The 24,817-nt window shown below is 66.3% G+C and carries 21 protein-coding genes; 15 read left to right on the top strand and 6 right to left on the bottom strand.

Annotation, left to right across the window (positions count from 1 at the left end):
* Positions 1-9 precede the first annotated feature (9 nt).
* From FG95_RS05440 to FG95_RS05430, 3 genes are all read left to right on the top strand, one after another.
* Entirely contained in the window at positions 10-1,368 is a 1,359-nt protein-coding gene (locus FG95_RS05440) for a DUF389 domain-containing protein (RefSeq protein WP_037554501.1), read from the top strand.
* Positions 1,369-1,461: 93 nt separating this feature from the next.
* Positions 1,462-2,742 (top strand): serine hydrolase domain-containing protein, encoded by a 1,281-nt coding sequence (locus FG95_RS05435; protein ID WP_037554500.1) that lies wholly within the window; start codon positions 1,462-1,464, stop codon positions 2,740-2,742.
* A 53-nt stretch (positions 2,743-2,795) separates the two neighbouring features.
* The gene (locus FG95_RS05430; protein WP_052182124.1) at positions 2,796-3,791 is read left to right on the top strand and encodes a cupin-like domain-containing protein; all 996 of its coding nucleotides are present in this window, start codon (positions 2,796-2,798) and stop codon (positions 3,789-3,791) included.
* An 81-nt stretch (positions 3,792-3,872) separates the two neighbouring features.
* Here the strand turns inward: FG95_RS05430 and FG95_RS05425 are convergent, their stop codons facing one another.
* A complete protein-coding gene (locus FG95_RS05425) occupies positions 3,873-4,178 on the bottom strand; it encodes an alkylphosphonate utilization protein (RefSeq protein WP_037554498.1) in 306 nt (101 codons plus the stop codon).
* Between the two features lie 7 nt (positions 4,179-4,185).
* The gene (locus FG95_RS05420; protein WP_037554497.1) at positions 4,186-4,935 is read right to left on the bottom strand and encodes a class I SAM-dependent methyltransferase; all 750 of its coding nucleotides are present in this window, start codon (positions 4,933-4,935) and stop codon (positions 4,186-4,188) included.
* 125 nt (positions 4,936-5,060) lie between these two features.
* Between FG95_RS05420 and FG95_RS05415 the strand changes: the two genes are divergently transcribed.
* Both FG95_RS05415 and FG95_RS05410 read left to right on the top strand, forming a co-directional pair.
* Entirely contained in the window at positions 5,061-6,800 is a 1,740-nt protein-coding gene (locus FG95_RS05415) for an N-acyl-D-amino-acid deacylase family protein (RefSeq protein ID WP_037554495.1), read from the top strand.
* Positions 6,800-7,807, top strand: a complete 1,008-nt coding sequence (locus FG95_RS05410; protein WP_037554493.1) for a zinc-dependent alcohol dehydrogenase family protein — start codon at positions 6,800-6,802, stop codon at positions 7,805-7,807. The genes FG95_RS05415 and FG95_RS05410 overlap by 1 nt, the downstream gene beginning before the upstream one ends.
* On the opposite strand, the gene FG95_RS05405 is transcribed toward FG95_RS05410, so the two are convergent.
* Together FG95_RS05405 and nhaA are read right to left on the bottom strand one after the other, a co-directional pair.
* On the bottom strand, positions 7,804-9,156 hold the full coding sequence (locus FG95_RS05405) for a hypothetical protein (RefSeq protein ID WP_037554491.1): 1,353 nt from the start codon (positions 9,154-9,156) through the stop codon (positions 7,804-7,806). The genes FG95_RS05410 and FG95_RS05405 overlap by 4 nt on opposite strands.
* A 10-nt stretch (positions 9,157-9,166) precedes the next feature.
* Positions 9,167-10,441, bottom strand: coding sequence for a Na+/H+ antiporter NhaA (gene nhaA / locus FG95_RS05400; protein ID WP_037554488.1), 1,275 nt, complete (start codon positions 10,439-10,441; stop codon positions 9,167-9,169).
* A 138-nt stretch (positions 10,442-10,579) separates the two neighbouring features.
* Between nhaA and FG95_RS05395 the strand changes: the two genes are divergently transcribed.
* From FG95_RS05395 to FG95_RS05375, 5 genes are all read left to right on the top strand, one after another.
* Positions 10,580-12,004 carry a glycosyl transferase family protein gene (locus FG95_RS05395; RefSeq protein WP_081933027.1) on the top strand — a complete coding sequence of 475 codons (1,425 nt, stop codon included), beginning with the start codon at positions 10,580-10,582 and terminating at the stop codon, positions 12,002-12,004.
* Positions 12,001-13,146, top strand: coding sequence for a hypothetical protein (locus FG95_RS19810; RefSeq protein WP_152567581.1), 1,146 nt, complete (start codon positions 12,001-12,003; stop codon positions 13,144-13,146). The genes FG95_RS05395 and FG95_RS19810 overlap by 4 nt, the downstream gene beginning before the upstream one ends.
* A 106-nt stretch (positions 13,147-13,252) precedes the next feature.
* Positions 13,253-14,161, top strand: coding sequence for a sulfite exporter TauE/SafE family protein (locus FG95_RS05385; protein WP_037554486.1), 909 nt, complete (start codon positions 13,253-13,255; stop codon positions 14,159-14,161).
* Positions 14,158-14,931, top strand: a complete 774-nt coding sequence (locus FG95_RS05380; RefSeq protein WP_037554483.1) for a TIGR02186 family protein — start codon at positions 14,158-14,160, stop codon at positions 14,929-14,931. The genes FG95_RS05385 and FG95_RS05380 overlap by 4 nt, the downstream gene beginning before the upstream one ends.
* 209 nt (positions 14,932-15,140) lie before the next feature.
* A complete protein-coding gene (locus tag FG95_RS05375) occupies positions 15,141-16,730 on the top strand; it encodes an ATP-binding protein (RefSeq protein ID WP_235211470.1) in 1,590 nt (529 codons plus the stop codon).
* A gap of 58 nt (positions 16,731-16,788) precedes the next feature.
* Here the strand turns inward: FG95_RS05375 and FG95_RS05370 are convergent, their stop codons facing one another.
* Positions 16,789-17,910, bottom strand: coding sequence for a cell wall hydrolase (locus FG95_RS05370; protein ID WP_037554481.1), 1,122 nt, complete (start codon positions 17,908-17,910; stop codon positions 16,789-16,791).
* 96 nt (positions 17,911-18,006) lie between these two features.
* Complete coding sequence (locus FG95_RS05365) at positions 18,007-18,495, bottom strand: anthrone oxygenase family protein (protein WP_037554480.1); 489 nt, start codon at positions 18,493-18,495, stop codon at positions 18,007-18,009.
* A 217-nt stretch (positions 18,496-18,712) separates the two neighbouring features.
* Between FG95_RS05365 and rimP the strand changes: the two genes are divergently transcribed.
* From rimP to rbfA, 5 genes are all read left to right on the top strand, one after another.
* A complete protein-coding gene (rimP, locus tag FG95_RS05360; RefSeq protein WP_037554478.1) occupies positions 18,713-19,264 on the top strand; it encodes a ribosome maturation protein RimP in 552 nt (183 codons plus the stop codon).
* The gene (gene nusA / locus FG95_RS05355; RefSeq protein ID WP_037554475.1) at positions 19,264-20,919 is read left to right on the top strand and encodes a transcription termination factor NusA; all 1,656 of its coding nucleotides are present in this window, start codon (positions 19,264-19,266) and stop codon (positions 20,917-20,919) included. The genes rimP and nusA overlap by 1 nt, the downstream gene beginning before the upstream one ends.
* Entirely contained in the window at positions 20,900-21,658 is a 759-nt protein-coding gene (locus FG95_RS05350; protein WP_037554474.1) for a DUF448 domain-containing protein, read from the top strand. Before nusA ends, FG95_RS05350 begins: the two co-directional genes overlap by 20 nt.
* A 17-nt stretch (positions 21,659-21,675) precedes the next feature.
* Positions 21,676-24,216, top strand: a complete 2,541-nt coding sequence (infB, locus tag FG95_RS05345; protein ID WP_037554471.1) for a translation initiation factor IF-2 — start codon at positions 21,676-21,678, stop codon at positions 24,214-24,216.
* Positions 24,217-24,372: 156 nt separating this feature from the next.
* On the top strand, positions 24,373-24,774 hold the full coding sequence (rbfA, locus tag FG95_RS05340) for a 30S ribosome-binding factor RbfA (protein ID WP_037554469.1): 402 nt from the start codon (positions 24,373-24,375) through the stop codon (positions 24,772-24,774).
* Positions 24,775-24,817: the final 43 nt, after the last annotated feature.

The following is a 24,817-nucleotide window of genomic DNA, read 5'->3' as shown; positions in this document are numbered from 1 at the left end:
TCCGTCCATATGGCCGGCAATCATCCCGGGGTGCCCGGACTGGGCGACGCGCCGTTCAACGCCGGTGGTCGCCGGTCCGCGCGCCCCGGCGCCGGGCGCGAGGCCGACGACGACGACAATGGCATCGGCGACGACGATGTCCACGGGCGTGCGCTCGTTCTCGCGAGCGTCGCGCGCGACGCGCGGCTCAACCAGAAATTCCTGCTGCTGATCACGCTGTCGGCGGCGATCGCCACGCTCGGCCTGCTGCAGGGATCGGCGGCGGTCGTTATCGGCGCGATGCTCGTGTCGCCGCTGCTCGGTCCGATCATGGGCGTCGGCTTCGGGCTCGCGACGCTCGAAAGCAATCTGATCAAACGCTCGCTGATCACCATGGCGGCGGGGATGGCGGTTGCAGTTATCGTCGCGATGCTGATCATCTGGCTGTCGCCGATCAACGACGTCACGCCCGAACTCCGCGCACGGACGCAGCCGACATTGCTCGACCTCGGCGTCGCGGTGGTCGGCGGCATCGCCGGCGTCTATGCGATCATGCGCAAGCTGTCGGGGGTGATGGTCGGCGTCGCGATCGCGACCGCGCTCGTCCCGCCGCTCTCGACGATCGGCTTCGGCCTTGCGACCGGGCGTTTCGATTTCGCGCTCGGTTCGGCGCTGCTCTTCCTTACCAACACACTCGCTATCGCTTTCGCCGCGACGATCGTCGCGCGCGTCAATCGCTTCGGGCCGTCGCTGACCGCGCAGCATACGATGATGCAGGTCGCGGGGATCGTCGTGACGCTAGGTATCCTCTCGATCCCGCTTGCGCTTTCGCTCAATGCCATCGTCCGCGAGATCGGCGCGCGCAACGCGGTGCAAACCGAACTCGACCGGTTGCTCGACCCCAGCGACCGAGTCGACAGCCTCAACGTGCGGATGGAGGGCGACGATGTATCGGTCGACGGCGTCGTGCTGGTCGACCAATATGCCGCGCAGCTCAATCCCGCCCTGGCGCGGCAGGTGCAACGGAAGCTCAAGCGTTCGGTGCGGGTCAATATCGTCCAACTCCGGCAGCAAACCAATGCCGCTGCGCAGGTCGAAGAACAGCTCAATCGCCGCGTCACGACGCTCGAACAGCGCGAGGGCGACAGCCGCAACATCATTGCCGGGCTCACCGTCGGCGAACTGGTGCCGCGCGAGCGGGTGCTGGTCGATGCGCAGGCGCGCCGCGTCGTCGTGCAGCGCGACCGCGAGGCGGAGGGCGAGCAGGTCGCCGCGGCGATCGACCGCATCATGGCGTCGGTGCAGGCGAACCACCCGCAATGGCTGATCCAGAACGGCGCGCTGACGGTAGCGGAAGCACCCGCTGCGGAAGAGGCGGCGGCCGAATAGCCTGCCGCAGACCTATTCGGGTTGACCTGTCGCAACCGATCCCGTGGATAGGCGCCGAACCGCAGGGGAATGGCGGGACAGGGGAGAGGCGATATGCACGGCAAGCGACTGGCATTGGCGATGATGATGGCGTGCGCCGGTTTTGGTGCGACCGCCAAACCGGCGCAAGCGGCGGTGTCTGCGACCGAAAGCGTCAAAATCGACAAGGCGCGGATCGATGCCGCGCTCGCAGCGATGGTCGCCGACGGCCGCGCCGCGGGCACTTCGGCGCTGATCTGGCAGGACGGGCGCGAGGTCTATTTCGGAACCGCCGGCATGGCCGACCGCGCGGCGAAGCGCCCGATGCGCCGCGACACGATCGCGCAAATCTATTCGATGACCAAGCCGGTGACGGGCGTCGCGCTGATGCAGCTCTGGGAGGCGGGCAAGTTCCGCCTCGACGACCCGCTGGTGAACTATCTGCCCGAATATGCCGCGATGCGTGTCTATGCGGGGAAGGATGCCGCAGGCCAGCCGCGCTACGTGCCTGCCGAGCGGCCGATCAGCGTGCGCGATATCCTGCGCCACACGGCGGGTTTCGCCTATGGCGCCGGGCCGACGCCCGCGCACCACGCCTATGTCGCCGCCGAACCGCTCGCGCTGACGATCTCGCTCGCTGAGGCGAGCAAGCGGCTTGCGAACGTGCCGATGCTCTATCAACCCGGGACGCAGTGGGAATATAGCATCGCGGTCGATGTGCAGGCGGCGCTTGTCGAGAAGCTCTCGGGCCAGCCTTTCGCCGAATATGTGCGCACGCATATCTTCGAACCGCTGGGGATGACCGAGACCGCGTGGCGCCAGCCCGACGCGTGGCTGCCGCGCTTCGCGGCGATGAATGTGAAGAAGGACGGCAAACTGGTGCAGCAGCCGGCGGCCGAGGCGCAGACGCTGAACTTCAAGGATCATGCGCTGACTCCCGGCGGCTTCGGCCTCGCTTCGACGCTCGACGATTATTCGCGTTTCGCGCGCATGCTGCTGAATGGTGGCACCCTCGACGGCGCGCGAATCCTCAAACCTTCGACGGTCAAGCTGATGGCGACCGACCAGCTCGACCCAGCGATCACCGAGCGGGCATGGCTTCCCGGCAAGGGCGCGGTCGGCTTCGGTTTCGACTTCGCGGTGCGCAAGTCGCCGCCGCAAACCGCCGGGGAAAATCGCGGCGCGGTCGGCGAGTTTTTCTGGGACGGCATGGCCTCGACGCTGTTCTGGGTCGATCCGGCCAACAAGCTGACCGCGGTCTTCTTCGTCCAGACGATCCCCTATGACGGCACGCTGCACCGCGATTTCCGCGCCGCGGTCTATGGACCGGACTACAAGGGCCCCGCGGACGACTAATTGTCATCCCATTGTCATCGTCTTGCCGTTGAGCGGGGCCGAGGAGTTTCGAGATGGCCCAGTCCGACAAACGCGCGCTGCTCGCCGAAGGTCTCGCCGCCGGGGACGATGATGCCGCGCTCCATGCGCGCCTCGTCGATGCGGGCATCTCGGCGGCAGCGGCGAAATATGAGGTCGATCGGCTCGCCAAGGATCCGATGGCGGCGATGCTCCGGCGGCAGGCGGCGCGGATGGCGAAGCAGGATTGGCTGTTCGCCAACCAGCAGCGGCTTGCGTTCGAGGCCGAGGGCGGTTTCGCGCTCGACGTGCTGGCCGACCCCGAGCCCGCTTCCTTCTATCGCCACCATTATGAGGCGAACCGGCCCGCAAAGCTCAGCGGCATCATCGATCATTGGCCCGCGCTCACCCGCTGGTCGCTCGACCATTTTGCGGCCGTCGCGGGCGACGCGGTCGTCGAGGCGCAGGTCGAGCGCGAGCGTGATCCCGACTATGAACTCGCGAAAGACGATCATCGCCGCCTGATCCGCTTCGGCGAACTGATCGGCTGGCTCCGCAAGGACGAGGCGAGCAACGATATATACCTCACCGCCTATAACAGCGGCGCCAACGCCGCGGCGCTGGCCCCGCTATGGGACGATATGGCGCCGATCGCGATCCTTGACGACACCCGGCCGCGCGACGGCTTTTTCTGGCTGGGGCCGAAAGGCACGCTCACCCCGTGGCATCACGACCTCACCAACAATCTGCTCGTGCAGGTGCTGGGCCGCAAGCGCGTGCGCCTGGCGCCGCCCTGGGCGTTCGCGCGGATGCGCGACAGGCGCCATTGCTTCTCCGACTGGGGCAATGAGGCGTTGCTTGCGGGCGAAGGCGACGCGACGAACCCGCCCGTGCTCGAAACAATCATCGGGCCGGGCGAAGCCGTCTTTCTGCCCGTCGGCTGGTGGCATCAGGTCGAAGCGCTCGACCTGTCGGCGAGTATGAGCTTCACCAGCTTCCGCCGCGCCAACGCGCATGTCGACGATTATGCCTCCTATGGAGCGGTCGGCTGATTGTGCTTTCGATCCCTGCTATAATCTGGCTTCCCAACCAAAGGGGGCCGGCATGGACCGCCGTCCCCGCCCGCACAGACTTCACCGTTTCCGCACGAACTCGGCGCGCAGCACCAGCCCCTTGATCCCGGCGTGGCGGCAATCGATTTCCTGCGCGTCGCCGGTCAGGCGGATCGATTTGATGACGGTCCCGACCTTCAACGTCTGCCCCGCGCCCTTAACGTTGAGGTCCTTGACCAACACAACCGAATCGCCGTCGGCGAGCAGGTTGCCGACCGCGTCGCGCACTTCGGGGCCGGCCGCTTCGGCTGCGTCGCGCGCGGCAACATCGCTCACCGACAGCCACTCGCCGCTTGCTTCGTCATAGACATAATCGTCGTCGGCCATGATTTTCCTATTCCGGTTTGCGAAAGCGCAGCGCGAACTGGTCGGTCTTGCCGCGGATTTCCTTGTCGAAGACATTGGCGGTACGCGGATCGTCGGGGCGGCGATAGAGGTCGTTTTCGGCGTCGAGTTTGAACCCCGCGCCGGTCAGCGCGGCGACGACCGCATCCTTGTCGATCCGGTGCAGGCTGTCGGACAAGGTCGTGCCGCTGCCGTCGGCGGCGCTATGGTCGACGACGACCAAAGTGCCGCCGGGTTTGAGCGCCGCGAACAAGGCCGCGCTCGCCTGGGCGCCGGTGCCTTCGGGAAAGGGCTTCAGATACAGGTCGTGGAAATTCTGCACGGTGATGATCGTGTCGAGCGGCTCGGGAAAGGCGGGCGCCGCGAACGGCCCTGCGGCGGCATCGACATTGGTATAGGCGGCGTCGACCGCCGCCTGATCGTCGCCATATTGTTTCTTGAAGGCGATGAATTCGGCGGGCTGGAAGCCGTAAACCTTGCCCGCCGGGCCGACCGCGGCGGCGAGCAGGCGCGTAACATAGCCGCCGCCCATGACGAAATCGCCCACCTTTTCGCCGGGCGCGATCTCGGCGAACGCGAGCAACTCGGCGGGCTTGCGCGCGGCATCGCGGTCGCGGTCGGCGGCGGGGCGCGCGGGATCGGCGAGCGCAGCCTGATAGGCGGAGGCGGCCGCTTCCTTGGCGGCGAGCGGGGTTGCCGACACGGTGAGCAGCAGGGCGAGGGCAAGCGGGCGGATCATGGCATCGACTCCCTTTAGTGTATCGCGTCAATATAACAGCATCGGGCCGCCTTTGCCCCGCTTATTTGCATCTCACGATTTTGATGATAGGTTTTTCTGTGAAACTAAAAATCGGGAGAGCAGACATGTATGATCTGGTGATTCGCGGCGGTACCGTTGTCGATGGTTCGGGTGGGAAACCCCTGGTCGCGGACGTCGCGATCGACGGCGACCGGATCGTCGCAGTGGGGGAAAACCTGGGCGCTGGCGCCAAGGAAATCGACGCCGCTGGCAAGATCGTCACCCCCGGCTTCGTCGACGTCCACACCCATTATGACGGGCAGGCGACATGGGACGCCGAAATGGCGCCGTCAAGCTGGCACGGCGTCACCACCGTCGTGATGGGCAATTGCGGCGTCGGCTTCGCGCCCGCCAAGCCCGATCGCCACGACTGGCTGATTTCGCTGATGGAAGGCGTCGAGGACATCCCTGGCACCGCACTTGCCGAGGGCATGTCGTGGGATTGGGAGACGTTTCCCGAATATATGGACGCGCTCGAAAAGCTGCCGCGCACCGTCGACGTCGCGTGCCACGTCCCGCACGGTGCTGTGCGCGCCTATGTGCTCGGCGACCGGGAAAAGCCCGGCGCGATCCCGACCGACGCCGACATCGCCGAAATGTCGCGCATCGTCGAGGAAGGCGTGCGCGCGGGCGCGCTCGGCTTCTCGACCAGCCGCACCGTGCTCCACAAGTCGATCGACGGCGAACTCGTCCCCGGCACCACCGCGACGGCGGAGGAACTGATCGCGATCGGCCGCGCGATGGGCCGCGTCGGTTACGGCGTGTTCGAAATGGCGAGCGACCTCAAGCGCGAATGGAACGAGTTTCAGTGGATGGGCGATTTGAGCCGCGAAACGGGGCTGCCGGTGACTTTCGCCGCGCTCCAGTCGATCGCCAAGGAATTGCCGCTCGAGGAGCAGATCGAGGAGATGCGGCGCCAGAATGCGAGCGGCGCGAACATCGTCGCGCAGATCGCGCTGCGCGGCAACGGCGTGATCATGGCGTGGCAAGGCACCGTCCACCCGTTCCGCTTCAAGCCCGCGTGGGAAGAGATCATCGACCTGCCGTGGGAAGAGCAGCTCGCGAAGCTCAAAGACCCCGCCTTCAAAAAACGCATGATCGAAGAGGACAATATCTGGCCCGAAAGCGACATCATCGACTTTCTGAAAGTCGTCGCGCTCGGCTGGCCCGTCCAGTTCGAAATGGACCCCGATTTCAATTACGAGCCCAAGATGGGTGAAAGCATCATGGCGCGCGCTGAGGCGGCGGGCGTCTCGCCGGCCGAATATGCCTATGACCTCCTCATGAAGGACGATGGCAAGGGCTTCATCTATTTCCCGATTTTGAACTATCGCGACGGCAACCTCAATTTCCTCGAGGATCTGCAGGCGGCCGACGACACGGTGAACAGCCTCTCCGACGGCGGCGCGCATTGCGGGACGATCTGCGACGCCGCCTCGCCGACCTTCATGCTCCAGCATTGGGTGCGCGACCGTAAAGGCCATCGCATCGCGCTCGAACATGCGATCAAGCGCCAGTGCCGCGATACCGCGATGCTTTACGGGCTCGAGGATCGCGGCGTGCTCGCGCCGGGCTATCTCGCCGATCTGAACGTGATCGACATGGAGGCGCTGAAGCTCGGCAAGCCGTGGCTCGCCTTCGACCTGCCCGCGGGCGGCAAGCGCCTGCTGCAAAAGGCCGACGGCTATGTCGCGACGGTGAAGTCGGGGGTCGTGACCTTCCGGGATGGCGAAATGCAGGGACCGACCCCCGGCGGCGTGATCCGCGGCCCGCAGCGCGTCGAAATGGCGATGGCGGCGGAGTGATGCGCGGCGTCCGGCTGCGCGCACCCGCTTCGCTCGACAATCTGACGCTCGCCGACCTGCCCGACCCCGGTGATCCGGGGCCGGGCGAAATCCGCGTGCGGCTGGCGGCATCCTCGCTCAATTTTCACGACTATGCGGTCGTGACCGGAATGATCCCGGCCGCCGATGGACGCATACCGATGTCCGACGGTGCGGGGACGGTCGAGGCAGTCGGGGAGGGCGTGACGCAGTTCAAGCCGGGCGACACCGTCGTGTCGATCTTCTTCCCCGAATGGATCGACGGCGCGCCGCCCGCAACGGCGTTTCGCGGCGTGCCCGGCGACGGCATCGACGGCTACGCGCGTGAGGCGGTGGTGACGCCGGAGCACTGGTTCACGCGCGCGCCGGAGGGCTATTCGGCCGCCGAGGCGGCGACACTGACCTGCGCCGGGCTGACCGCGTGGCGCGCGCTGTTCGTCGATGGCCGGACGCGGCCGGGTTCGACCGTTCTGGTGCAGGGCAGCGGCGGCGTATCGGTGTTTGCGCTGCAATTTGCGAAGGCCGCGGGCGCGCGGGTGATCGTAACAAGTTCCTCCGATGCCAAGCTCGAACGGTTGAAGGCGCTCGGCGCCGACGAGATCATCAATTACAAGGAGGTGCCCGCCTGGGGCGCACAAGCGCTCGAGCTGACCGGCGGGACGGGGGTCGATACCGTCGTCGAGATCGGGGGCGCCGGGACGCTCGACCAGTCGATGGTCGCGGCTCGTGTCGGCGGGCATGTCGCCCTGATCGGCGTGCTCGCCGGATTCTCGGGTCCCGTTCAGACGGCGCTGCTGATGGCGAAGAATCTGCGTGTGCAGGGACTGACCGTCGGTAGCCGCCAGCAGCAACTCGATATGATCGCGGGAATAGAAGCAAACGGAATCAGGCCCGTCATCAGCGACCATTTCCCGCTTGAAAAGCTGGCCGATGCTTTTCGGCATCAGGCGGCGAACGCCCATTTCGGCAAGATCGTCGTCGATATTTAGCGCGCTAGCAAGTCCGACGGCAGCGTTGGTTCGCTGACGATTTTCGCCATGCGCCGCCACATTTCGTCGCGCGAGGGCCGGCCTCGCTCGACCCAAGCGCGCACCATCGTCTCGCCGAGGCCGTAGTTGATTACATAGCTGCGATATTGATCGGTGAAGCTGATCGATTGTTCAGCCCGTTGCGGTGAGACGAGCATATATTTCTGCGTCAACGCCACCGCGGTCGGGCGGTCGATCTCGCCGTCGAGATATTGCTGCGCGATCGTCAGCCGCGCACCCGACGCGCGCTTGATCGCTTTCAATAGCTGCCAATAGCGGTCGTCGGACGGCACCGCGATCCCGGCGATCGGCATCAGCACATCGCGTTCGGTGTCGGCCTTGCCGCTTTCGGGAAAGGCTAGGTCGATGCCGTAATTGGCGCTGCCCTCGGCGATCAGGCTTTGCGGGCTGTAGAGCGGATAGACGCTGAACTCGCTCCAGCCGTTTTCCCTCACCAGCCTCTCTTCGAGTTTCATGTTGAGGAGATGGTGGCCCGGATAACCTTCGTGACAGCCGAGGTCGAGCGCGCGCGACAGGCGGATCGGCAGGTCGGTGTTGACCTGGATCAGGCTGTGATAGCCGCCCTGATAATAATTATAGCCGCTCCAGCTCTTGCCGGTGACGAATTCGAGGCGAAAGCTCTCGTCCGCCGGCATCGGAATATGCGCTATGCTGCGCCCGCGGCAGCGCGCGATCGCGGCGTCGAAGGTCTTCTGCAGCCGATCCTTGGGAATGGTGAAGCCGTCGAGATAGGCCTCGACACGGTCGGCGAGCGCGCCGTCGCCGGGGACGAGCTTTTCGATCTTCGCGAGTTCGGCGTCGTAGCTTGCGAGCGGCTTGAGGCGAGGCCGCACGCCGAACAGCCGCTCGGCCTCGTCGGCGAAGGCGAAGCGCGTGCCCTGCATCATCTGCAATCGCGTCTCGGTGGCGCGGAGTTGCGCGCGGAGGAAGGCGGCGCGGCGGCGGTCGAGCGGATCGGAGATACGCCGCGCGGCAAGGTCGATCTGCGCCATCAGCCCGCGCGTCGCCGCGAGCAGCGCCGCCTTGTCGCGCGGCGCCGCTTCGGCCGCCTTTTGGAGTTCGGGCGGGCCGTAATAGGCGTCGATATAGCCCGGCTCATGCGTTCCGATTTCGAGGCTGAGGCGCAGATAGGCGGCGGCGATTTCGTCGAGGGCTTTGGTTGAGGCCGCCGTGCGGCGCACGTCGAGCGTCGCCACACCGGGCTCGGCGGCTGCGCTTTTCGGCCCGGCGGCGGCGCAGCCCGAGAGGAGCGCGGCGGCGACCAGTGACAGCGAAACGAGTGTCTTCATGCCCGGCTGCTTAGCCGTGGGCTTCGGACGTGTCACGCACATCGCCGTCGGTGGCGATCTCGCCGTTCGAAGCGCTTTCGACCGCGCTGTGCTGCGGATGAAGCGGCGCGAAGCGGAGTATGGCAAAGCCGGCGAGTGCCGCCACGAGCGAGCCCATCAAGATGCCGATCTTCGCTTCCTCGATCAGCAGCGCGTTGCCGGGGAAGGCGAGCCCGCCGATGAACAGGCTCATCGTGAAGCCGATCCCGCACAGCATCGCGACGCCATAGACCTGCAGCCAGGTCGCCCCGCGCAGCCGGCCCGCAATGCCGAGTTTGACCGAAAGCCAGACGCTGCCGAAGATACCGATCTGCTTGCCGAGGAACAGGCCCGCCGCGATGCCGAGGGGCAGCGGCGCGAAGACCTGGTCGATGCCCAGGCCGCGGACGTCGACCCCGGCGTTGGCGAAACCGAACAGCGGCACGATCGCGAAGGCGACCCACGGGTGCAGCGCATGTTCGAGCCGGTGCAGCGGCGAGGTCTGGCTGTCGGGTGCGCCGGGCGTGCGCTCGAAGGGGATCATTATTGCGGCGAGCACACCGGCGATCGTCGCATGGACGCCCGAGAGCAGCATGGCGTACCAGAGGAGAAGGAACATCAGCAGATAGAGGATGAGGCTCTTCACCCCCGCGCGGTTCATCGCGAACATGAGGGCGAGGATCGCCGCGGCGGCACCCAGCGCAGCCACGTTGATCTTGGCGGTGTAGAAAAGGGCGATGATCGCGACCGCCCCCATGTCGTCGACGATCGCAACGGTGACGAGGAACAGCTTGAGCGAGGTCGGTGCGCGCTTGCCGAGCAGCGCGAGCACCCCCATCGCAAAGGCGATGTCGGTCGCCGCCGGGATCGCCCAGCCCTGCGCGAGCCCCGGTTCTTTCCCGGCGAAGAGCATGTAGAGCGCCGCCGGCACCGCCATACCCGCCGCCGCGGCGATGAAGGGCAGCCGCCGCCGGTCCCAGCTCGCGAGCCGGCCATCGACGAACTCGCGCTTGATCTCGAGCCCGACGAGCAGGAAAAACACCGCCATCAGCCCGTCGTTGATCCACAGGTGAACCGTCATCGGACCGAGCTTGTCGGTGAGAACAGGGCCGGTCACCGCATGAATAGCGTGTTCGTAAGTCTCGGCGAACGCCGAATTGGCGACAATCATCGCCAAAATGGCGGCGAAAATGAGCAGCATGCCGCCGGCGCTCTCGCTCTCAAGAAAATCGCGCAATGCAGAACGGGGCGGAAAACTGCGAGTCATGGGTAAGCTATTTCCTTATTTCGTCAGCGAATTTGACAGTTAAGCGTTGATATGGGCCCGGCTTTACAAACCGGGCCCATTCACTAGCACTATAGATGGGAATGACATTAGGTCATCGAGGGGCGCGGGGCTAGCATATTGGGGCTGTCGACCGCATGGCTGGAATGGCTGGCGCTGGGGGCCGGTCATGAACTGATGCTGTTCGCATCGGTCGGAATATTGTTGTTCGGGCTCGACGACCTGCTGTTCGACGCCTTGTGGCTGGCGACGCGCGGCCGCGATCCGGCGCGGGTTACCGACGCGCCGCCGATCGAGGGGCGCTTCGCGGTGTTCGTGCCCGCGTGGGACGAAGCCGAAGTGCTTCCCGCGATGCTGCACCGCACGCTCGCGGCGTGGCAGGGGGAGGATTTCCGGCTTTATGTCGGCTGCTATCCCAACGACGCCGCGACGCTGTTCGCCGTGTCGCCGCTGATCGCGCGCGACCGGCGGCTGCGGCTGGTGATCGGGGGCCGCGACGGGCCGACAACCAAGGGCGACAATCTCAACCGGCTTTGGACGGCGCTGGGCGAGGATGAGCGCGCCGAAGGCAAGCGTTTTGCCGCGATCGTCCTTCACGATGCCGAGGATCATGTCCACCCCGAGGAACTCGCGCTTTATCGCCGCTATCTGGGCGAAGACGCGATGGTGCAAATCCCCGTCGTTCCCCTCATCAAGCGCGAGGAGCGGTGGGTTGGCGGCCATTATGGCGACGAATTTGCCGAGGCGCATGGCAAGGAACTGGCCGTTCGCTCGCGCCTTGGCCTGCCCTTGCCTTCGGCGGGCGTGGGTTGCGCGCTGACGCGGAGCACGCTCGCGCTGCTGGCGATCGAGCGCGGGGGCGAGCCCTTTTGCTGCGACAGCCTGACCGAAGATTATGAGATCGGCATGCTGATCGGGGCCTATGGCCTTGGCACGCGCTTCATCGACACGGTCGGACCCGCCGGCGACCGGATCGTGTCGCGTGGCGCTTTTCCGGGCGAGGTTGAAAAGGCGGTGCGACAAAAATCGCGCTGGATCGCGGGTATCTCGCTTGCCGGATGGGATCATCTGGGCTGGCCGGGTTCGCGGCAGGTCGACGCGGGGGTCTCCGCCAACCGCGCGTGGCTCGCGCGGTGGATGCTGTGGCGCGATCGCCGTGCGCCGCTCGCCGCCCTTGTCCTCCTCGCCGCCTATGCCGGGGCGATCCTGACCGGACTGGGCCTGGCGGGGCAGTCGCTTTTCGGCTGGGATGCGATCGTCATCGGAGAGGATATGCGGCTGCTCCTCGCGCTCAATCTGCTGCTGCTCTGCTGGCGGCTGGGAATGCGCGGCCATTTCACGGCGCGCTGGTATGGCCTAGGCGAAGCGCTGGTTTCGGTGCCGCGCGCCTTCGTCGCGAACGTCATCGCGATTCTCGCGGCGCGCCGTGCGGTCATGCTCTACTGGCGAATGCTGCGATCGGGCGAAGTGGTGTGGGACAAGACCGACCATTGCCGAAGCGAACCGGTCCCTGAGGATGCCTTCGTCCGGAGAGCCGCGCGATGATGGCGCGGCGCATCGGCGCGCGCCGCGATGCACCGGCGCTGCGCTTCCTGCTGCTGTGCGTCGGCGGCTGGATCGCCCTGCGCGTCATGATGACGTGGAATCCCGCCATGTCGGTGCCCCCCGATGTGCCGGCGATGCCGTGGGCGCCGCCTTCATCCTTTGTAACCGGAGGCGGCTTGGCGGACGGCCGGTCCTTTGCCGATGGCGTGCCGGAGAAGGCCATATCGGCGCAACGCGCGGGCCTCGATCGTCCTTCGGCGGCCCCGCGGCCAGATGACTCCAATGCACCCCCCTCCGCGGAGACCGGGACGCCTTCGGGGGGCTTTGCCGCCGACCGCCACAACCTCCGCCTTGCGCTGATGGCGCGGCTGTTGCCGTCGCGGCCGGGAGAGGTCGCGCGTTCGGCGGTGGGCGGGAGCGCGCCCTTATGGTTCCCGCCGGCCGCGACGACAATAGCCGCGCCCGGACAGGGCGCCCCCTTCTGGATCCGGCGTCAGCTTTCGAGCTGGTCGCTCGGAAGCTGGCTCTATCTGCGCCAGGGGTCGGGGGATGCGCCCGAAACCATTGTCGGTGCTGGCCAGCTCGGGGGCAGCCAGGCGGGCCTTCGGCTCGCTTATGGTTTCGGGGACACCGGCCGTTTGCGCGCCTTTGGCCGTGCGACGATCGCGCTGCAACGGACGCGCCAGCGCGAGCTGGCCTTCGGTCTCGCCTTTGCCCCGCTGGCGCAATTGCCGGTCGATCTCGCGATCGAGCAGCGCGTTGCGGCCGGACCCGAAGGCCGCACCGCGCTCGCCGTCATGGCCAGCGGCGGTGTTTCGGATGTCGCACTTCCCGCCGGCTTCCGGCTCGATGCCTATGCGCAGGCCGGCATCGTCGGCGCGCGGCGGCGCGACGGCTTTGCCGACGGGGCTATCGTCGTCGATCATCGCCTCGGCGCCCGCGAGACCTCGCTGCGGCTTGGCGCGCTTGCCGCGGGCGCGGTGCAGCCCGGCGTGGCGCGCGTCGATGTCGGGCCGCGGCTGACGCTGCGCCTTCCCGATGTGGGCGAAGGCAGCCGGATCGCGCTCGACTGGCGTCAGCGCGTCGCGGGCGACGCGCGCCCCGAGAGCGGCCTTGCCCTGACCCTCGCCGCGGACTTCTGATTGAGCACGAAATAAGGCGCTACAGCCGATTCCCCGTGCCGGAAAAATGGTCTAGGGTCCTTGGAATCGGCGCTCTTCCGGCGTCGTCGATACGCATTCGGGGCCCATGGATCTCTATCTCCCAGTTGCCAATCTTTCGGTCAATGCGCTGGTCATCATCCTGCTCGGTGGCGGGGTGGGCTTTCTGTCGGGCATGTTCGGCGTCGGCGGCGGCTTCCTCACCACGCCGCTGCTCATCTTCTATGGCATTCCGCCAACGGTCGCCGCCGCTTCGGCCGCGACGCAGGTCACCGGCGCCAGCGTGTCGGGCGCGCTCGCGCATCTCGAGCGCGGCGGGGTCGACCTGCGCATGGGAACGGTGCTCGTCGCGGGCGGCCTCGTCGGCTCGCTGATCGGCGCGGGACTGTTCGAACTGCTCACCGCATGGGGTCAGATCGATACGGTGATCAACATACTCTATGTCGTGCTGCTCGGCTCGGTCGGCGGGATCATGGCGCGCGAGGCGTTGGGCGCGCTGCGCACCATGCGCGCCGGGCTGCCCGCGCCGGCGCGCAAACGGCGCCACCACCCGATGGTCGCCAACCTGCCGCTGCGCTGGCGCTTCTATCGTTCGGGCCTCTATATCTCGCCGCTCGCGCCGCTGATCCTCGGCATGGCGGTCGGCATATTGACGATGCTGCTCGGCGTCGGCGGCGGCTTCATCATGGTGCCCGCGATGATCTTCCTGCTCGGCATGGGGACGCAGGTGGTCGTCGGGACCTCGCTGTTCCAGATCTTGTTCGTGACGATCGCGACGACGATGGTCCACGCGATGACGACGGGCGCGGTCGACATCGTGCTCGCCGGACTGCTGCTGCTCGGCAGCGTCACCGGGGCGCAGATCGGCGCGCGCTTCGCCCAGCGGGTGAAACCCGAATATCTGCGCATGGCGCTGGCGGTCATCGTGCTGCTCGTCGCGGCGCGCATGGCGGTCGACCTCTTCATACGCCCCGACGAAATCTACACGGTGCAATGACCCGGGTTCGCGCCTTTGTCCTTGCGCTCGCATTCGCGCTGCTGCCAACAGCTGCGGCGAGCGCCGCCGATCCGCGGCTCGTCCCCGACGTATCGAGCCGCGCGATCGACATCCAGTACAGCTTCACCGGCGAGGAACTGCTGCTGTTCGGCGCGATCCTCTATCCCGGCCAGCGCCTGCCCGACGACCGCGCCGACATCGTTGTCGTGCTCAAGGGGCCGGTGCGGCCGATCGTGCTGCGCGAAAAGCGCCGTGTGGCGGGGATATGGGTTAATGCGAACAGCATCCGGCTGCGCACCTCGCCCGGCTTCTATGCGATCGGATCGTCGCGGCCGATCGACAAGCTGGTCGACGAACGGACCGCGGCAATCTTCGAGCTCGGCCTTGCCAATCTGTCGATGTCGCCGACCGGATTTCCGGAAGCGAAAACGCTCGGACGGTTCGAAGCGGGGCTCATCGACCTTTATCGCCGCGCGGGGCTATTCGTCGAAAACCCCGCCGCGGTCGAAATCACCGAGGGCGTGCTCTATCGCGCCCGCATTCCCGTGCCGGCGCGCGTGCCGGTGGGTACCTATCGCGCCGAAACCTATCTGATCAGCCGCGGCCGGGTGCTCGCGGTCGCGGCGCGCGACGTTCAGATCCGCAAGGCCGGGTTCGAACGCTTCGTCGCGCTCGCAGCGGAGCGCCATGGCTTTCTCTATGGTCTTTCCGCGGTGCTCCTGTCGCTCGTGCTCGGCTATGGCGCGTCTGCGATTTTCCGCCGCCGTTAGAGACAAGCTTTTAGTCCTAAGTTCACGGCCTATTTACCCTCGTCTGCGATAGCTGGAGCCGGGACCACAATAGGCGGGGCGGATATATGGACATGCAGGGTGGCGGATTCGGCGCCGGGGATTTGACGGCGGCGCAGCATGTGCGTCTGGCGGGCGGTGGCGTGGCGGCGCCGGTCGTGCCGGTAGCCAACCATCATCGCGATGACCTGATGATCGGCGAAGTCGTCGATATTTCCGGCTCGGCCTCGCGCATCCTGCTCGATTCCGCGGTGATCGGAAAATTGGCGTCGTCGACCGATGCTGCGGTGGCGATGGCCGGGCAGGTCGGGGCGCAGGTAAAGGTGCGCGTCGGCAATGTCTGGCTGATCGCGAGCATCCGCGACCAGCAACTCGACACGCGCGGTGAAGGGCTGATTATCGCGACGATCGATTTTCTTGGCGAGGGCGAAGAGGAAAAGATCACCGGCCGCATCCATAATTTCCGCCGCGGCGTCACGCGCTATCCGATCCCGGGCAGCCAGGTTTTTGCCGCGACCAGCGCCGACCTCAAACAGATTTACGCCGCCGACGAGCGCGCGCATGTCGAGATCGGCACCGTCTATCCGACCAAGGATATTCGCGGTTCGCTCTATGTCGATGCGATGCTCGGCAAGCATTTCGCGCTGCTCGGCTCGACCGGTACCGGCAAGTCGACGAGCGCCGCGCTGATCCTCCACAAGATTTGCGAACTCGCGCCACAGGGCCATATCGTGATGGTCGACCCGCACGGCGAATATTCGGCCGCCTTCAAGGGCACCGGCGCGCTGTTCGACGTCGACAATCTCGCGATGCCCTACTGGCTGATGAATTTCGAGGAACATTGCGAAGTGTTCGTCACCGCCGAAGGACGCGACCGCCAGGCCGACTGCGACGTGCTCGCGCGCTGCCTGCTCCAGGCGCGGACCAAGAACCGGCTGGCAGAGGGCATGACCAAGATCACGGTCGATTCGCCGATTCCCTATCTGCTCTCCGATCTGCTCAACATCCTCCAGAACGAAATGGGCAAGCTCGACAAGGCGACCTCGTCGGCGCCGTTCATGCGCATCAAGGGCAAGATCGAGGAAATGCGCGCCGACCCGCGCTACAATTTCATGTTCTCGGGGATGCTCGTCGCCGACACGATGGCGAACTTCCTCGGCAAGATCTTCCGCCTGCCGTCGGACGGGCGGCCGATCTCGATCATCGACGTGTCGGGGGTGCCGTCGGACATCACCGGCGTCGTCGTCGCGGTGCTGTCGCGCCTGACCTTCGACTATGCGATCTGGTCGCGCGGCGAGCCGCAGCGCCCGATCCTGCTCGTCTGCGAGGAAGCGCATCGCTACATTCCGTCGAAGGACGTCGGGACCGGGCAGGCGGTGCGCAAGATCCTCGAACGCATCGCCAAGGAAGGCCGCAAATATGGCGTGTCGCTGGGGCTCATCACCCAGCGCCCGTCGGATCTTGCCGAAGGCGTGCTGTCGCAGTGCGGCACGATCATTTCGATGCGCCTCAACAACGAACGCGACCAGCATTTCGTGAAAGCGGCAATGCCCGAAGGCGCACGCGGCTTCATCGATTCGATCCCGGCGCTGCGCAACCGCGAATGTATCATCTGCGGTGAAGGCGTCTCGATCCCGATCCGCGTTCATCTCGACACGCTCGAAGAGGAAAAACGGCCGGCGTCGAGCGATCCGCTCTTCTCGAAGCTGTGGCGCGAAACCGGCGGTGAGGCGGAAATCCTGGAACGCGTCGTCAAGCGGTGGCGCAGTCAGGGGCGGTAAATCGCTTCACCCACCTCGCGAAAACCGCGAGCGCTGCGTTCAGCCCGAGCCGAAAGCCTCAGCCTTTCCACTCACCGCTCTTGAGGAATTCCTCGCGAATCTGGCCTGACTGGTTAAGCCGCGGATCGGTGTAGGTCGGCGTCGCGGCGGGCGGCGGCGCGGTGGTCGCCGGCGGCGTTATCGCGCCGGGCAGCGGCGCCGGGGTGACATCGGGCAGCGGCGCGGCGGGACCGCCGAGCATCGGTGCGGGACCCGCGCCGGGGGCGAGGCCCTGGCCCTTGAGGATCGCGAGCTGCTGCGCGAGCGGCAGATAGGGACCGGGAACCGGTTCGCGGCCCGGATAGGGCGCACGGAACGCGTCGGGCATTCCCCAGCGGCCGCGCCAGCGGTGAAAGATGTGCGCGCCGACGATATTGGTCATCACCAGGCTTTTGCCCCAGCGCGGCCAGATCGCCTGCGTGTGATAATGGGTCGCCAGCCCGACTTTCGGGAAGACAAAGCCTCCCAGCGCGGCCGATGCGATACGGCTCGCGCGCAGCCAGTTCCGCCGTTCGGGCGCGCGCGCCATCGCACCGTCGCAGCTGAAGGTGAATTGGCACACGCCCGCGCGCTGCGATCCCTGGAAGACGACGCCGCACACAGTGTTGGGAAAGCTCGGATGGCGGACGCGATTGATCACCGTCTGCGCGACCCCGCGCATGCCGTCGTCGGTCTCGGACGCCGCCTCATAATAGAGGGCGGCGGTCAGGCAATAATGCGCGCGCTCGCGATCGAGCGCGGTGACCCCGCGAAAGACATAGGGTTTGGCGGCCGGTCCGACGAAGGCCTCCTCGCGCAGCAGCGCGGGATCGGCGGGGGGCAGCGCGGTTGCATTGCTATATCCGATGCTCGTCGGATCGGGCAGCGACGGGTCGATTTTCAGCGCCGCCTGATAATCTTCGGCATTCATGATCGCCCAGCGTTCGGGGTCATAGGCCCGGAAATCGATCGGCACCGACACGCTGTACGGGCCGAAGACCGCGGGTGCGCGCATTTGACCGCTCGACAACAGGAAGGCGAGGCACGCGACCGCAACCACTCCGACGATCGCCGCCCAAAAAGCGCGCCCCGGCCCTGCCGGTTTTTCCGGCACCGGGTCGCGCCACGTCGAGCGGGCGGTGAGGGACAGTTCGGGCTTCATGCGCGTTTCAAATTCCGTCGGCGCTCGGCGCGCGATTCGCGCGAAGCGGCCAACCCGCCTTATACGCCGAAACGCCAATAAAATGTTTCGCCGTCGTCAGGCGCGTTCAGCAAGCGCGACGACGAAGAGGATCAGGGCCGCGGTCGAGGCGAGTGTGCGGATATGATTCCAGGCCGTCCACTCCTTGAGAAAGCGTGCCCAGACCGTCTGCCCCCCGGCTGTCATGGGATCGCTCGCGTCGAGCGCATTGTTGCGCGGGACGTTGAAGATCATCGTCACAACGAACATGCCGAGGAAATAGACCACGCCCCCGGCCAGCGCCGCGCAGGCGCCCGCTTCGTCCCAATGCAGCGCGCTGATCACCGCGAGCGCGAGGCTCGACAGGCTCGATCCAGCGAAAAGCGGCATGAAAAGCGAGCGCTGGATCACGCGATTGATGCTGTTCATTGCCGCGACGCCCGCGGGGATGTCGATGCGCGCGAACGCTGTCATCACGAAGGCAGAGAATGCGAAATAGAGTCCGGCGAGCAGCCCGCAGGCGACGATCGAGAACCAGAGCAGGGCGGTGATCAAAACGTCGGCCATGTTGAACTCCGTATGAGAGGCGGCCACCCATAGTCTCTTTCGTCGATCGCGCGAAGGCGTTCGACGGGCCATGGTCCATTCCCCCTTGCCGACTCACCGTGGCAAGCCTATATGCGGCCTACTTCTTGACATGGTTAGCCAGTTGGGACGTCGGGGCCGCGGGCCGCGGCGGCCATAGCTGCATGGCTTTCCGGTCATCCGAATTGGAAAGACGGACTTGGTCGATTTCGACGCCCTCAATGCGATCATCGCGCCCGAAGCCGAGGCGATGGGCCTTGCGCTCGTGCGCGTCGCCTTTTTTGGCGGCGATAGCGACCCGACGCTGCAGGTGATGGCCGAACGGCCCGACACGCGCCAGTTGACGATCGACGATTGCGCCGACCTGTCGCGCCGCATTTCGGACCGGCTCGACGCGCTCGAGGAAGCGGGCAAGGACCCCATCGACGCCGCTTACCGGCTCGAAGTCTCGTCGCCCGGCATCGACCGCCCGCTGACTAGGCCCGCCGACTTCGCCGACTGGGCGGGGCACGAGGCGAAAATTGCGCTGAAGGAGAAGCGCGACGGACGCCAGCGCTTCAACGGCGAGTTGGTTGGCATCGACCCTAAGGGCGATGTCGTGATGATTACTGATAAAGAAGGTGTGCAGCATCATCTGCCGTTCGACGCGATCGACACAGCAAAGCTCGTTCTCACCGACAAATTGATTGCCGCAACCGTCCCGCTCTCGACCGAGGGCGCCGACGAAATGGAAGAAGAAGGACAGGACTGATGGCCACTGCCATTTCCGCCAACAAGGCCGAGCTGCTCGCGATTGCCAACAGCGTCGCCAGCGAGAAGATGATCGACAAGGGCATCGTCATCGAGGCGATCGAGGAAGCGATCCAGCGCGCGGCGCGCGCGCGTTATGGCGCCGAGAACGACATTCGCGCCAAGCTCGACGCGCAGACCGGCGACCTCCGTTTGTGGCGCGTCGTCGAGGTGGTCGAGCAGGTCGAGGATTATTTCAAGCAGGTCGATCTCGCTTCGGGCCAGAAGCTGCAGAAGGACGCCAAGATCGGCGACTTCATCGTCGACCCGCTGCCCGCGGTCGATCTTGGGCGCATCGACGCCCAGTCGGCGAAACAGGTGATCTTCCAGAAGGTGCGCGAAGCCGATCGCGAGCGCCAATATGAAGAATTCAAGGACCGCGCGGGTGAGATCATCACCGGCGTCGTGAAATCGGTCGAATTCGGCCACATCGTCGTCAACCTCGGCCGAGCCGAAGGCGTGATCCGCCGCGACCAGCAGATTCCGCGCGAGCTGATGCGCGTCGGCGACCGCGTCCGCGCGCTGATCCTGTCGGTGCGCCGCGAGAACCGCGGCCCGCAGATTTTCCTCAGCCGCGCGCATCCCGACTTCATGAAGAAGCTATTCGCGCAGGAAGTGCCTGAAATCTATGACGGCATCATCGAGATCAAGGCGGCCGCCCGCGACCCGGGTTCGCGCGCCAAGATCGGCGTGATCAGCTACGACGGTTCGATCGATCCCGTCGGCGCCTGCGTCGGCATGAAGGGCAGCCGCGTGCAGGCGGTCGTCCAGGAAATGCAGGGCGAAAAGATCGACATCATCCCCTGGTCCGAAGATACCGCGACCTTCGTTGTCAACGCGCTACAGCCCGCCACGGTGCAGCGCGTCGTCATCGACGAGGATGACAGCCGCATCGAAGTCGTCGTCCCCGACGACCAGCTGTCGCTCGCCATCGGCCGCCGCGGCCAGAACGTCCGTCTCGCCAGCCAGCTGACCGGCAGCCAGATCGACATCATGACCGAGGCCGACGCGAGCGAGAAGCGCCAGCGCGAATTCGTCGAACGCTCGACGATGTTCCAGGAAGAACTCGACGTCGACGAAACGCTCGCGCAGCTGCTCGTCGCCGAAGGTTTCGGCGAACTCGAAGAAGTCGCCTATGTGCCGCTCGACGAACTGGCGAGCATCGAGGGCTTCGACGAGGAACTCGCGCAGGAACTGCAAAGCCGTGCCGCCGAAGGGCTCGAACGCCGCGAAGAGGCGTCGCGCGCCGAACGTCGCGAACTCGGCGTCGAGGATGCGCTCGCCGATATTCCGCATCTGACCGAAGCGATGCTCGTTGTGCTCGGCAAGGCCGGGATCAAGACGCTCGACGACCTCGCCGACCTCGCGACCGACGAACTGATCGCCAAGAAGCGCACCGACAACCGCCGCGGCCCGCCGCGCAGCGAGCGCGCCGAGGACAAGGGCGGCGTGCTCGGCGAATATGGCCTCAGCGAAGAGCAGGGCAACGAGATCATCATGGCGGCGCGTGCGCACTGGTTCGACGACGAACCTGAGGAGGCGGCTGCGCCTGCCGAAGCCGGGCCCGCGGCGGAGCCGCAAACCGGGGAGGCCGCCGATGCGGACCCCGCGCAATGATCAGCTAAGCGAAACCGACCGCGCAAAGGGGCGCGGCCACCATGTGCCCGAGCGGCGCTGCGTCGTGACCGGTGAGGTTTCGCCGGCGGAGCGGCTCGTGCGCTTGGCGCTCGGCCCCGACGGCAGCATTGCCCCCGACGTCCATGGCAAGGCGCCGGGGCGCGGCGCATGGATCGGCGTCAATCGCTCCGACCTCGAAGCGAGCCAAGTCAAGGGCAAGCTCAAGGGCGGGCTCGCGCGCGCTTTGCACGAAGGCAACATCGCGATTCCCGACGATCTCGGCGCGCGGATCGAGGCACAGCTCGCGCGCGCGACGCTCGACCGGCTGGGGCTCGAATCGCGTGCGGGCACGCTGATCAGCGGCAATGACAAGATCGAGCAGGCGGCGCGCCGCGGGCAGGTTCGCCTGCTCCTTCACACGAGCGATGCGGGCGAGGACGGCCGCAAGAAATTGGCGCAGGCGTGGCGCGTCGGCGAGGACGACGAAGGCTCGGGCCGCGAGGGTCTGGTCTTGCCGGTGGACCGCGGCACCCTATCTATGGCATTGGGGCGCGAGAATGCGGTGCATCTGGCGATTGTCGACGCCCGCGCCGCCGACCGGGTGCTGGCGCATTTGAGCCGCTGGCAGTTTTTCACCGGATGGAGTAGGGACGCGGCCAATCGCGTTTCGAACACAGCTTCCCGCACGTCGGGGACAGGGGATACGTCCGCGGCTTCCGCCGTTTCGGACGCGTTTTGAAGGAATGATGGTTTTCGATGAGTGACGAACAGGACAAGCCGACCCTTAGCCGCAAGCCGCTCGGGCTGAAGCGGACGGTCGAGGCCGGACAGGTGCAGCAGCAATTCAGCCACGGCCGCCGCAATACGGTGGTGGTCGAGGTGAAGCGTCGCCGCGTGCTTGGCCGTCCGGGCGAAGCCGCCCCGGCACCCGAGGCCGAAGAGGTCCAGGCCGCTCCGGCGCCTGCGCCCGCCCCCGCGCCCGCGCCGACCTCCAAGCCTGCCGCGCCGAAGCCCGCGCCCGACAGCCTGATGACGCGTCAGGAACGTCAGGCGCAGTTGCTGCGCGAGGCCGAGGAAGCGCGCATGGCTGCGCTTGAGGAAAACCGTCGCCGCGACGAAGCCGCGCGCGCCCGCGCCGCCGAGGAAGAAAAGGCCCGTGCCGAGGCGCGTCAGGAACAGGCGGCTGCCAAGGCTGCCGAACCCGCGCCCGCCCCGGCGGCACCCGAACCTGCCGCCGAAGCGCCCGCCGCTGCCGAACCGCAGGGCGAGGCCGCCGCGCCGCGCCCGGCGACGACGGCGAGCGCCGCGCCCGCGCCGCGCCGCTTCACCCCGGTCGAGGCGCCGAAGCGCCCCGAACCCAAGCGCCCCGAACCCAAGGCGAACCGCGGCGCCGACAATCGCCGCCAGTCGGGCAAGCTCACCGTCACGCGCGCGCTCAACGAGGATGAAGGTGCGCGCGCGCGCAGCCTTGCGGCGCTGAAGCGCGCCCGCGAAAAAGAAAAGCGTTCGCACACCGCCTCGTCGGGTCCGCGCGAGAAGCAGGTCCGCGAAGTCGTCGTGCCCGACACGATCACGGTGCAGGAACTGGCGAACCGCATGGCCGAAAAGGGCGCCGATCTGGTCAAGGCACTGTTCAAGATGGGCATGCCGGTCACGGTCAACCAGACGATCGATCAGGACACTGCCGAACTGCTCGTCACCGAATTCGGGCACGAGATCAAGCGCGTCAGCGAAGCCGATATCGACATCCGCCACGACGAGGATGTCGACGATGCCGCGCAGCTCAAGCCGCGCGCGCCGGTCGTGACGATCATGGGCCATGTCGACCACGGCAAGACCAGCCTGCTCGACGCACTGCGCGGCGCCAATGTGGTGTCGGGCGAAGCCGGCGGCATTACGCAGCATATCGGCGCCTATCAGGTGAAAACTCCCGACGGGAGCCAAGTCACCTTCCTCGATACGCCGGGCCACGAAGCCTTCACCGAGATGCGTCAGCGCGGGGCGAACGTCACCGACATCGTCATTCTGGTGGTCGCCGCCGACGACGGGCTGAAGCCGCAGTCGATCGAGGCCATTGCCCATGCGAAAGCCGCGGGCGTGCCGATCATCGTCGCGATCAACAAGGTCGACAAGGAAGGCGCCAATCCGCAGCGCGTCCGCGAACGCCTGCTCGAGCACGAGCTGGTGGTCGAGGAAATGGGCGGCGACGTCCAGAATGTCGAAGTGTCGGCGCTCAAGAAAACGGGCCTCGACAAGCTGCTCGATGCGATCGCGGTGCAGGCCGAGATCATGGAATTGAAGGCCAACCCCGACCGCGCCGCCGAAGGTACGGTGGTCGAGGCGAAGCTCGACAAGGGCCGCGGCCCGGTGGCGACGATCCTCGTGCGCCGCGGCACGCTGAAGGTCGGCGACATCTTCGTCTGCGGCGCCGAAAGCGGCCGCGTCCGCGCGCTCGTCGACGATCAGGGCAAGCAGGTCAAGGCCGCGGGTCCCTCGATGCCGGTCGAAGTGCTCGGCCTCGGCGGCGTGCCGATGGCGGGCGACACGCTGACCGTCGTCGAGAATGAAGCGCGCGCCCGCGAAGTCGCCGCCTATCGCCAGAGCGAAGCGCTCAAGAAGCGCACCGCGCAGGCGCCGGTCAGCCTCGAGGGCATGTTCTCGGCGCTCGCCGACAAGGCGAAGGTCATCGAATATCCGGTGGTCATCAAGGGCGACGTGCAGGGCAGCGTCGAAGCGATCGTCAACGCGCTCAACCGCCTCTCGACCGACGAGATCCGCGTTCGCGTGCTCCAGTCGGGCGCCGGCGCGATCACCGAGAGCGATGTGACGCTGGCTGCGGCGACGGGGGCGCCGATCATCGGCTTCAACGTCCGTCCGAACGCCAAGGCGCGCGAGATCGCGAACCGCGAAAAAGTGCGCTTCATGTATTATGACGTCATCTATCACCTGACCGCCGACGTGGCGAAGGAGATGGCGGGCGAGCTGGGTCCGGAGCGTATCGAAAATGTCGTCGGCCGCGCCGAGGTCAAGGAAGTCTTCCCGGCCGGCAAGCGCGACAAGGCCGCCGGCCTGCTCGTGCTCGAAGGTTCGATCCGCAAGGGGCTGCATGCGCGCCTCACGCGCGAGGACGTCATCGTCTCGGCAACGACGATCGCTTCGCTGCGTCGCTTCAAGGACGACGTCGCCGAAGTGCGCGCCGGCCTCGAATGCGGTGTCGTGCTGGCCGATACGAACGACATCAAGCCGGGCGACCATCTCGAAGTCTTCGAGGTCGAGCTGCGCGAACGTACGCTGTAATCAAGACCTTCTCCCGCCGGGAGAAGGATATGAAGCCTTGCCGCGGAGCGGCTAGGCGGAGTTGGATGAGGGTGGGGATAGCCCTCACCCAGCTGCGACTAGCGGGCAAGCCGCAAGTCTTCGCATCCCTCTCCCGGCGGGAGAGGGGAGGGTGAAATGAGACACAAGGAACAATCCGAAGGACCTTCCGTCCGCGTGCTGCGCGTGGGCGAACAGGTGCGCCATGTGCTGAGCGAAATCCTCGCGCGCGGCGATGTGCATGACGATATTCTCGCGACGCATCCGGTCAGCGTGACCGAAGTGCGCATGTCGCCCGACCTCCGCCACGCGACCGTCTTCGTAAAGCCGCTGCTGGGCAAGGATGAGGAGGCGGTGATCAAGGCGCTGCGCACCAACACCGCCTATCTCCAGCGCGAGGTCGCGCACCGTATCCGCATGAAATATGCGGCGAAGCTCAAATTCCTCGCCGACGAAAGCTTCGACGAGGCGAGCCATATCGACAAATTGCTGCGCGACCCGAAGGTAATGCGCGATTTGGGCGAGCCTGGGGCCGAATAATCCGTCGCCCCCGCGAAGGCGGGGGCCGCTGGCAGCTTTGCGC

It is taken from the genome of Sphingopyxis sp. LC363 (genome assembly GCF_000756385.1).
In the GTDB taxonomy this organism is placed as follows: Bacteria; Pseudomonadota; Alphaproteobacteria; order Sphingomonadales; family Sphingomonadaceae; genus Sphingopyxis.
Note: the sequence above shows the minus strand (reverse complement) of the source record. Positions and strands in the feature narration are given on the sequence as shown.

Coding starts and splice junctions, on each gene's coding strand:
- FG95_RS05440 (WP_037554501.1), top strand. CDS start 10: ATGGCCGGCAATCATCCCGGGGTGCCCGGACTGGGCGACGCGCCGTTC.
- FG95_RS05435 (WP_037554500.1), top strand. CDS start 1,462: ATGCACGGCAAGCGACTGGCATTGGCGATGATGATGGCGTGCGCCGGT.
- FG95_RS05430 (WP_052182124.1), top strand. CDS start 2,796: ATGGCCCAGTCCGACAAACGCGCGCTGCTCGCCGAAGGTCTCGCCGCC.
- FG95_RS05425 (WP_037554498.1), bottom strand. CDS start 4,178: ATGGCCGACGACGATTATGTCTATGACGAAGCAAGCGGCGAGTGGCTG.
- FG95_RS05420 (WP_037554497.1), bottom strand. CDS start 4,935: ATGATCCGCCCGCTTGCCCTCGCCCTGCTGCTCACCGTGTCGGCAACC.
- FG95_RS05415 (WP_037554495.1), top strand. CDS start 5,061: ATGTATGATCTGGTGATTCGCGGCGGTACCGTTGTCGATGGTTCGGGT.
- FG95_RS05410 (WP_037554493.1), top strand. CDS start 6,800: ATGCGCGGCGTCCGGCTGCGCGCACCCGCTTCGCTCGACAATCTGACG.
- FG95_RS05405 (WP_037554491.1), bottom strand. CDS start 9,156: ATGAAGACACTCGTTTCGCTGTCACTGGTCGCCGCCGCGCTCCTCTCG.
- nhaA (WP_037554488.1), bottom strand. CDS start 10,441: ATGACTCGCAGTTTTCCGCCCCGTTCTGCATTGCGCGATTTTCTTGAG.
- FG95_RS19810 (WP_152567581.1), top strand. CDS start 12,001: ATGATGGCGCGGCGCATCGGCGCGCGCCGCGATGCACCGGCGCTGCGC.
- FG95_RS05385 (WP_037554486.1), top strand. CDS start 13,253: ATGGATCTCTATCTCCCAGTTGCCAATCTTTCGGTCAATGCGCTGGTC.
- FG95_RS05380 (WP_037554483.1), top strand. CDS start 14,158: ATGACCCGGGTTCGCGCCTTTGTCCTTGCGCTCGCATTCGCGCTGCTG.
- FG95_RS05375 (WP_235211470.1), top strand. CDS start 15,141: ATGATCGGCGAAGTCGTCGATATTTCCGGCTCGGCCTCGCGCATCCTG.
- FG95_RS05370 (WP_037554481.1), bottom strand. CDS start 17,910: ATGAAGCCCGAACTGTCCCTCACCGCCCGCTCGACGTGGCGCGACCCG.
- FG95_RS05365 (WP_037554480.1), bottom strand. CDS start 18,495: ATGGCCGACGTTTTGATCACCGCCCTGCTCTGGTTCTCGATCGTCGCC.
- nusA (WP_037554475.1), top strand. CDS start 19,264: ATGGCCACTGCCATTTCCGCCAACAAGGCCGAGCTGCTCGCGATTGCC.
- FG95_RS05350 (WP_037554474.1), top strand. CDS start 20,900: ATGCGGACCCCGCGCAATGATCAGCTAAGCGAAACCGACCGCGCAAAG.
- infB (WP_037554471.1), top strand. CDS start 21,676: ATGAGTGACGAACAGGACAAGCCGACCCTTAGCCGCAAGCCGCTCGGG.
- rbfA (WP_037554469.1), top strand. CDS start 24,373: ATGAGACACAAGGAACAATCCGAAGGACCTTCCGTCCGCGTGCTGCGC.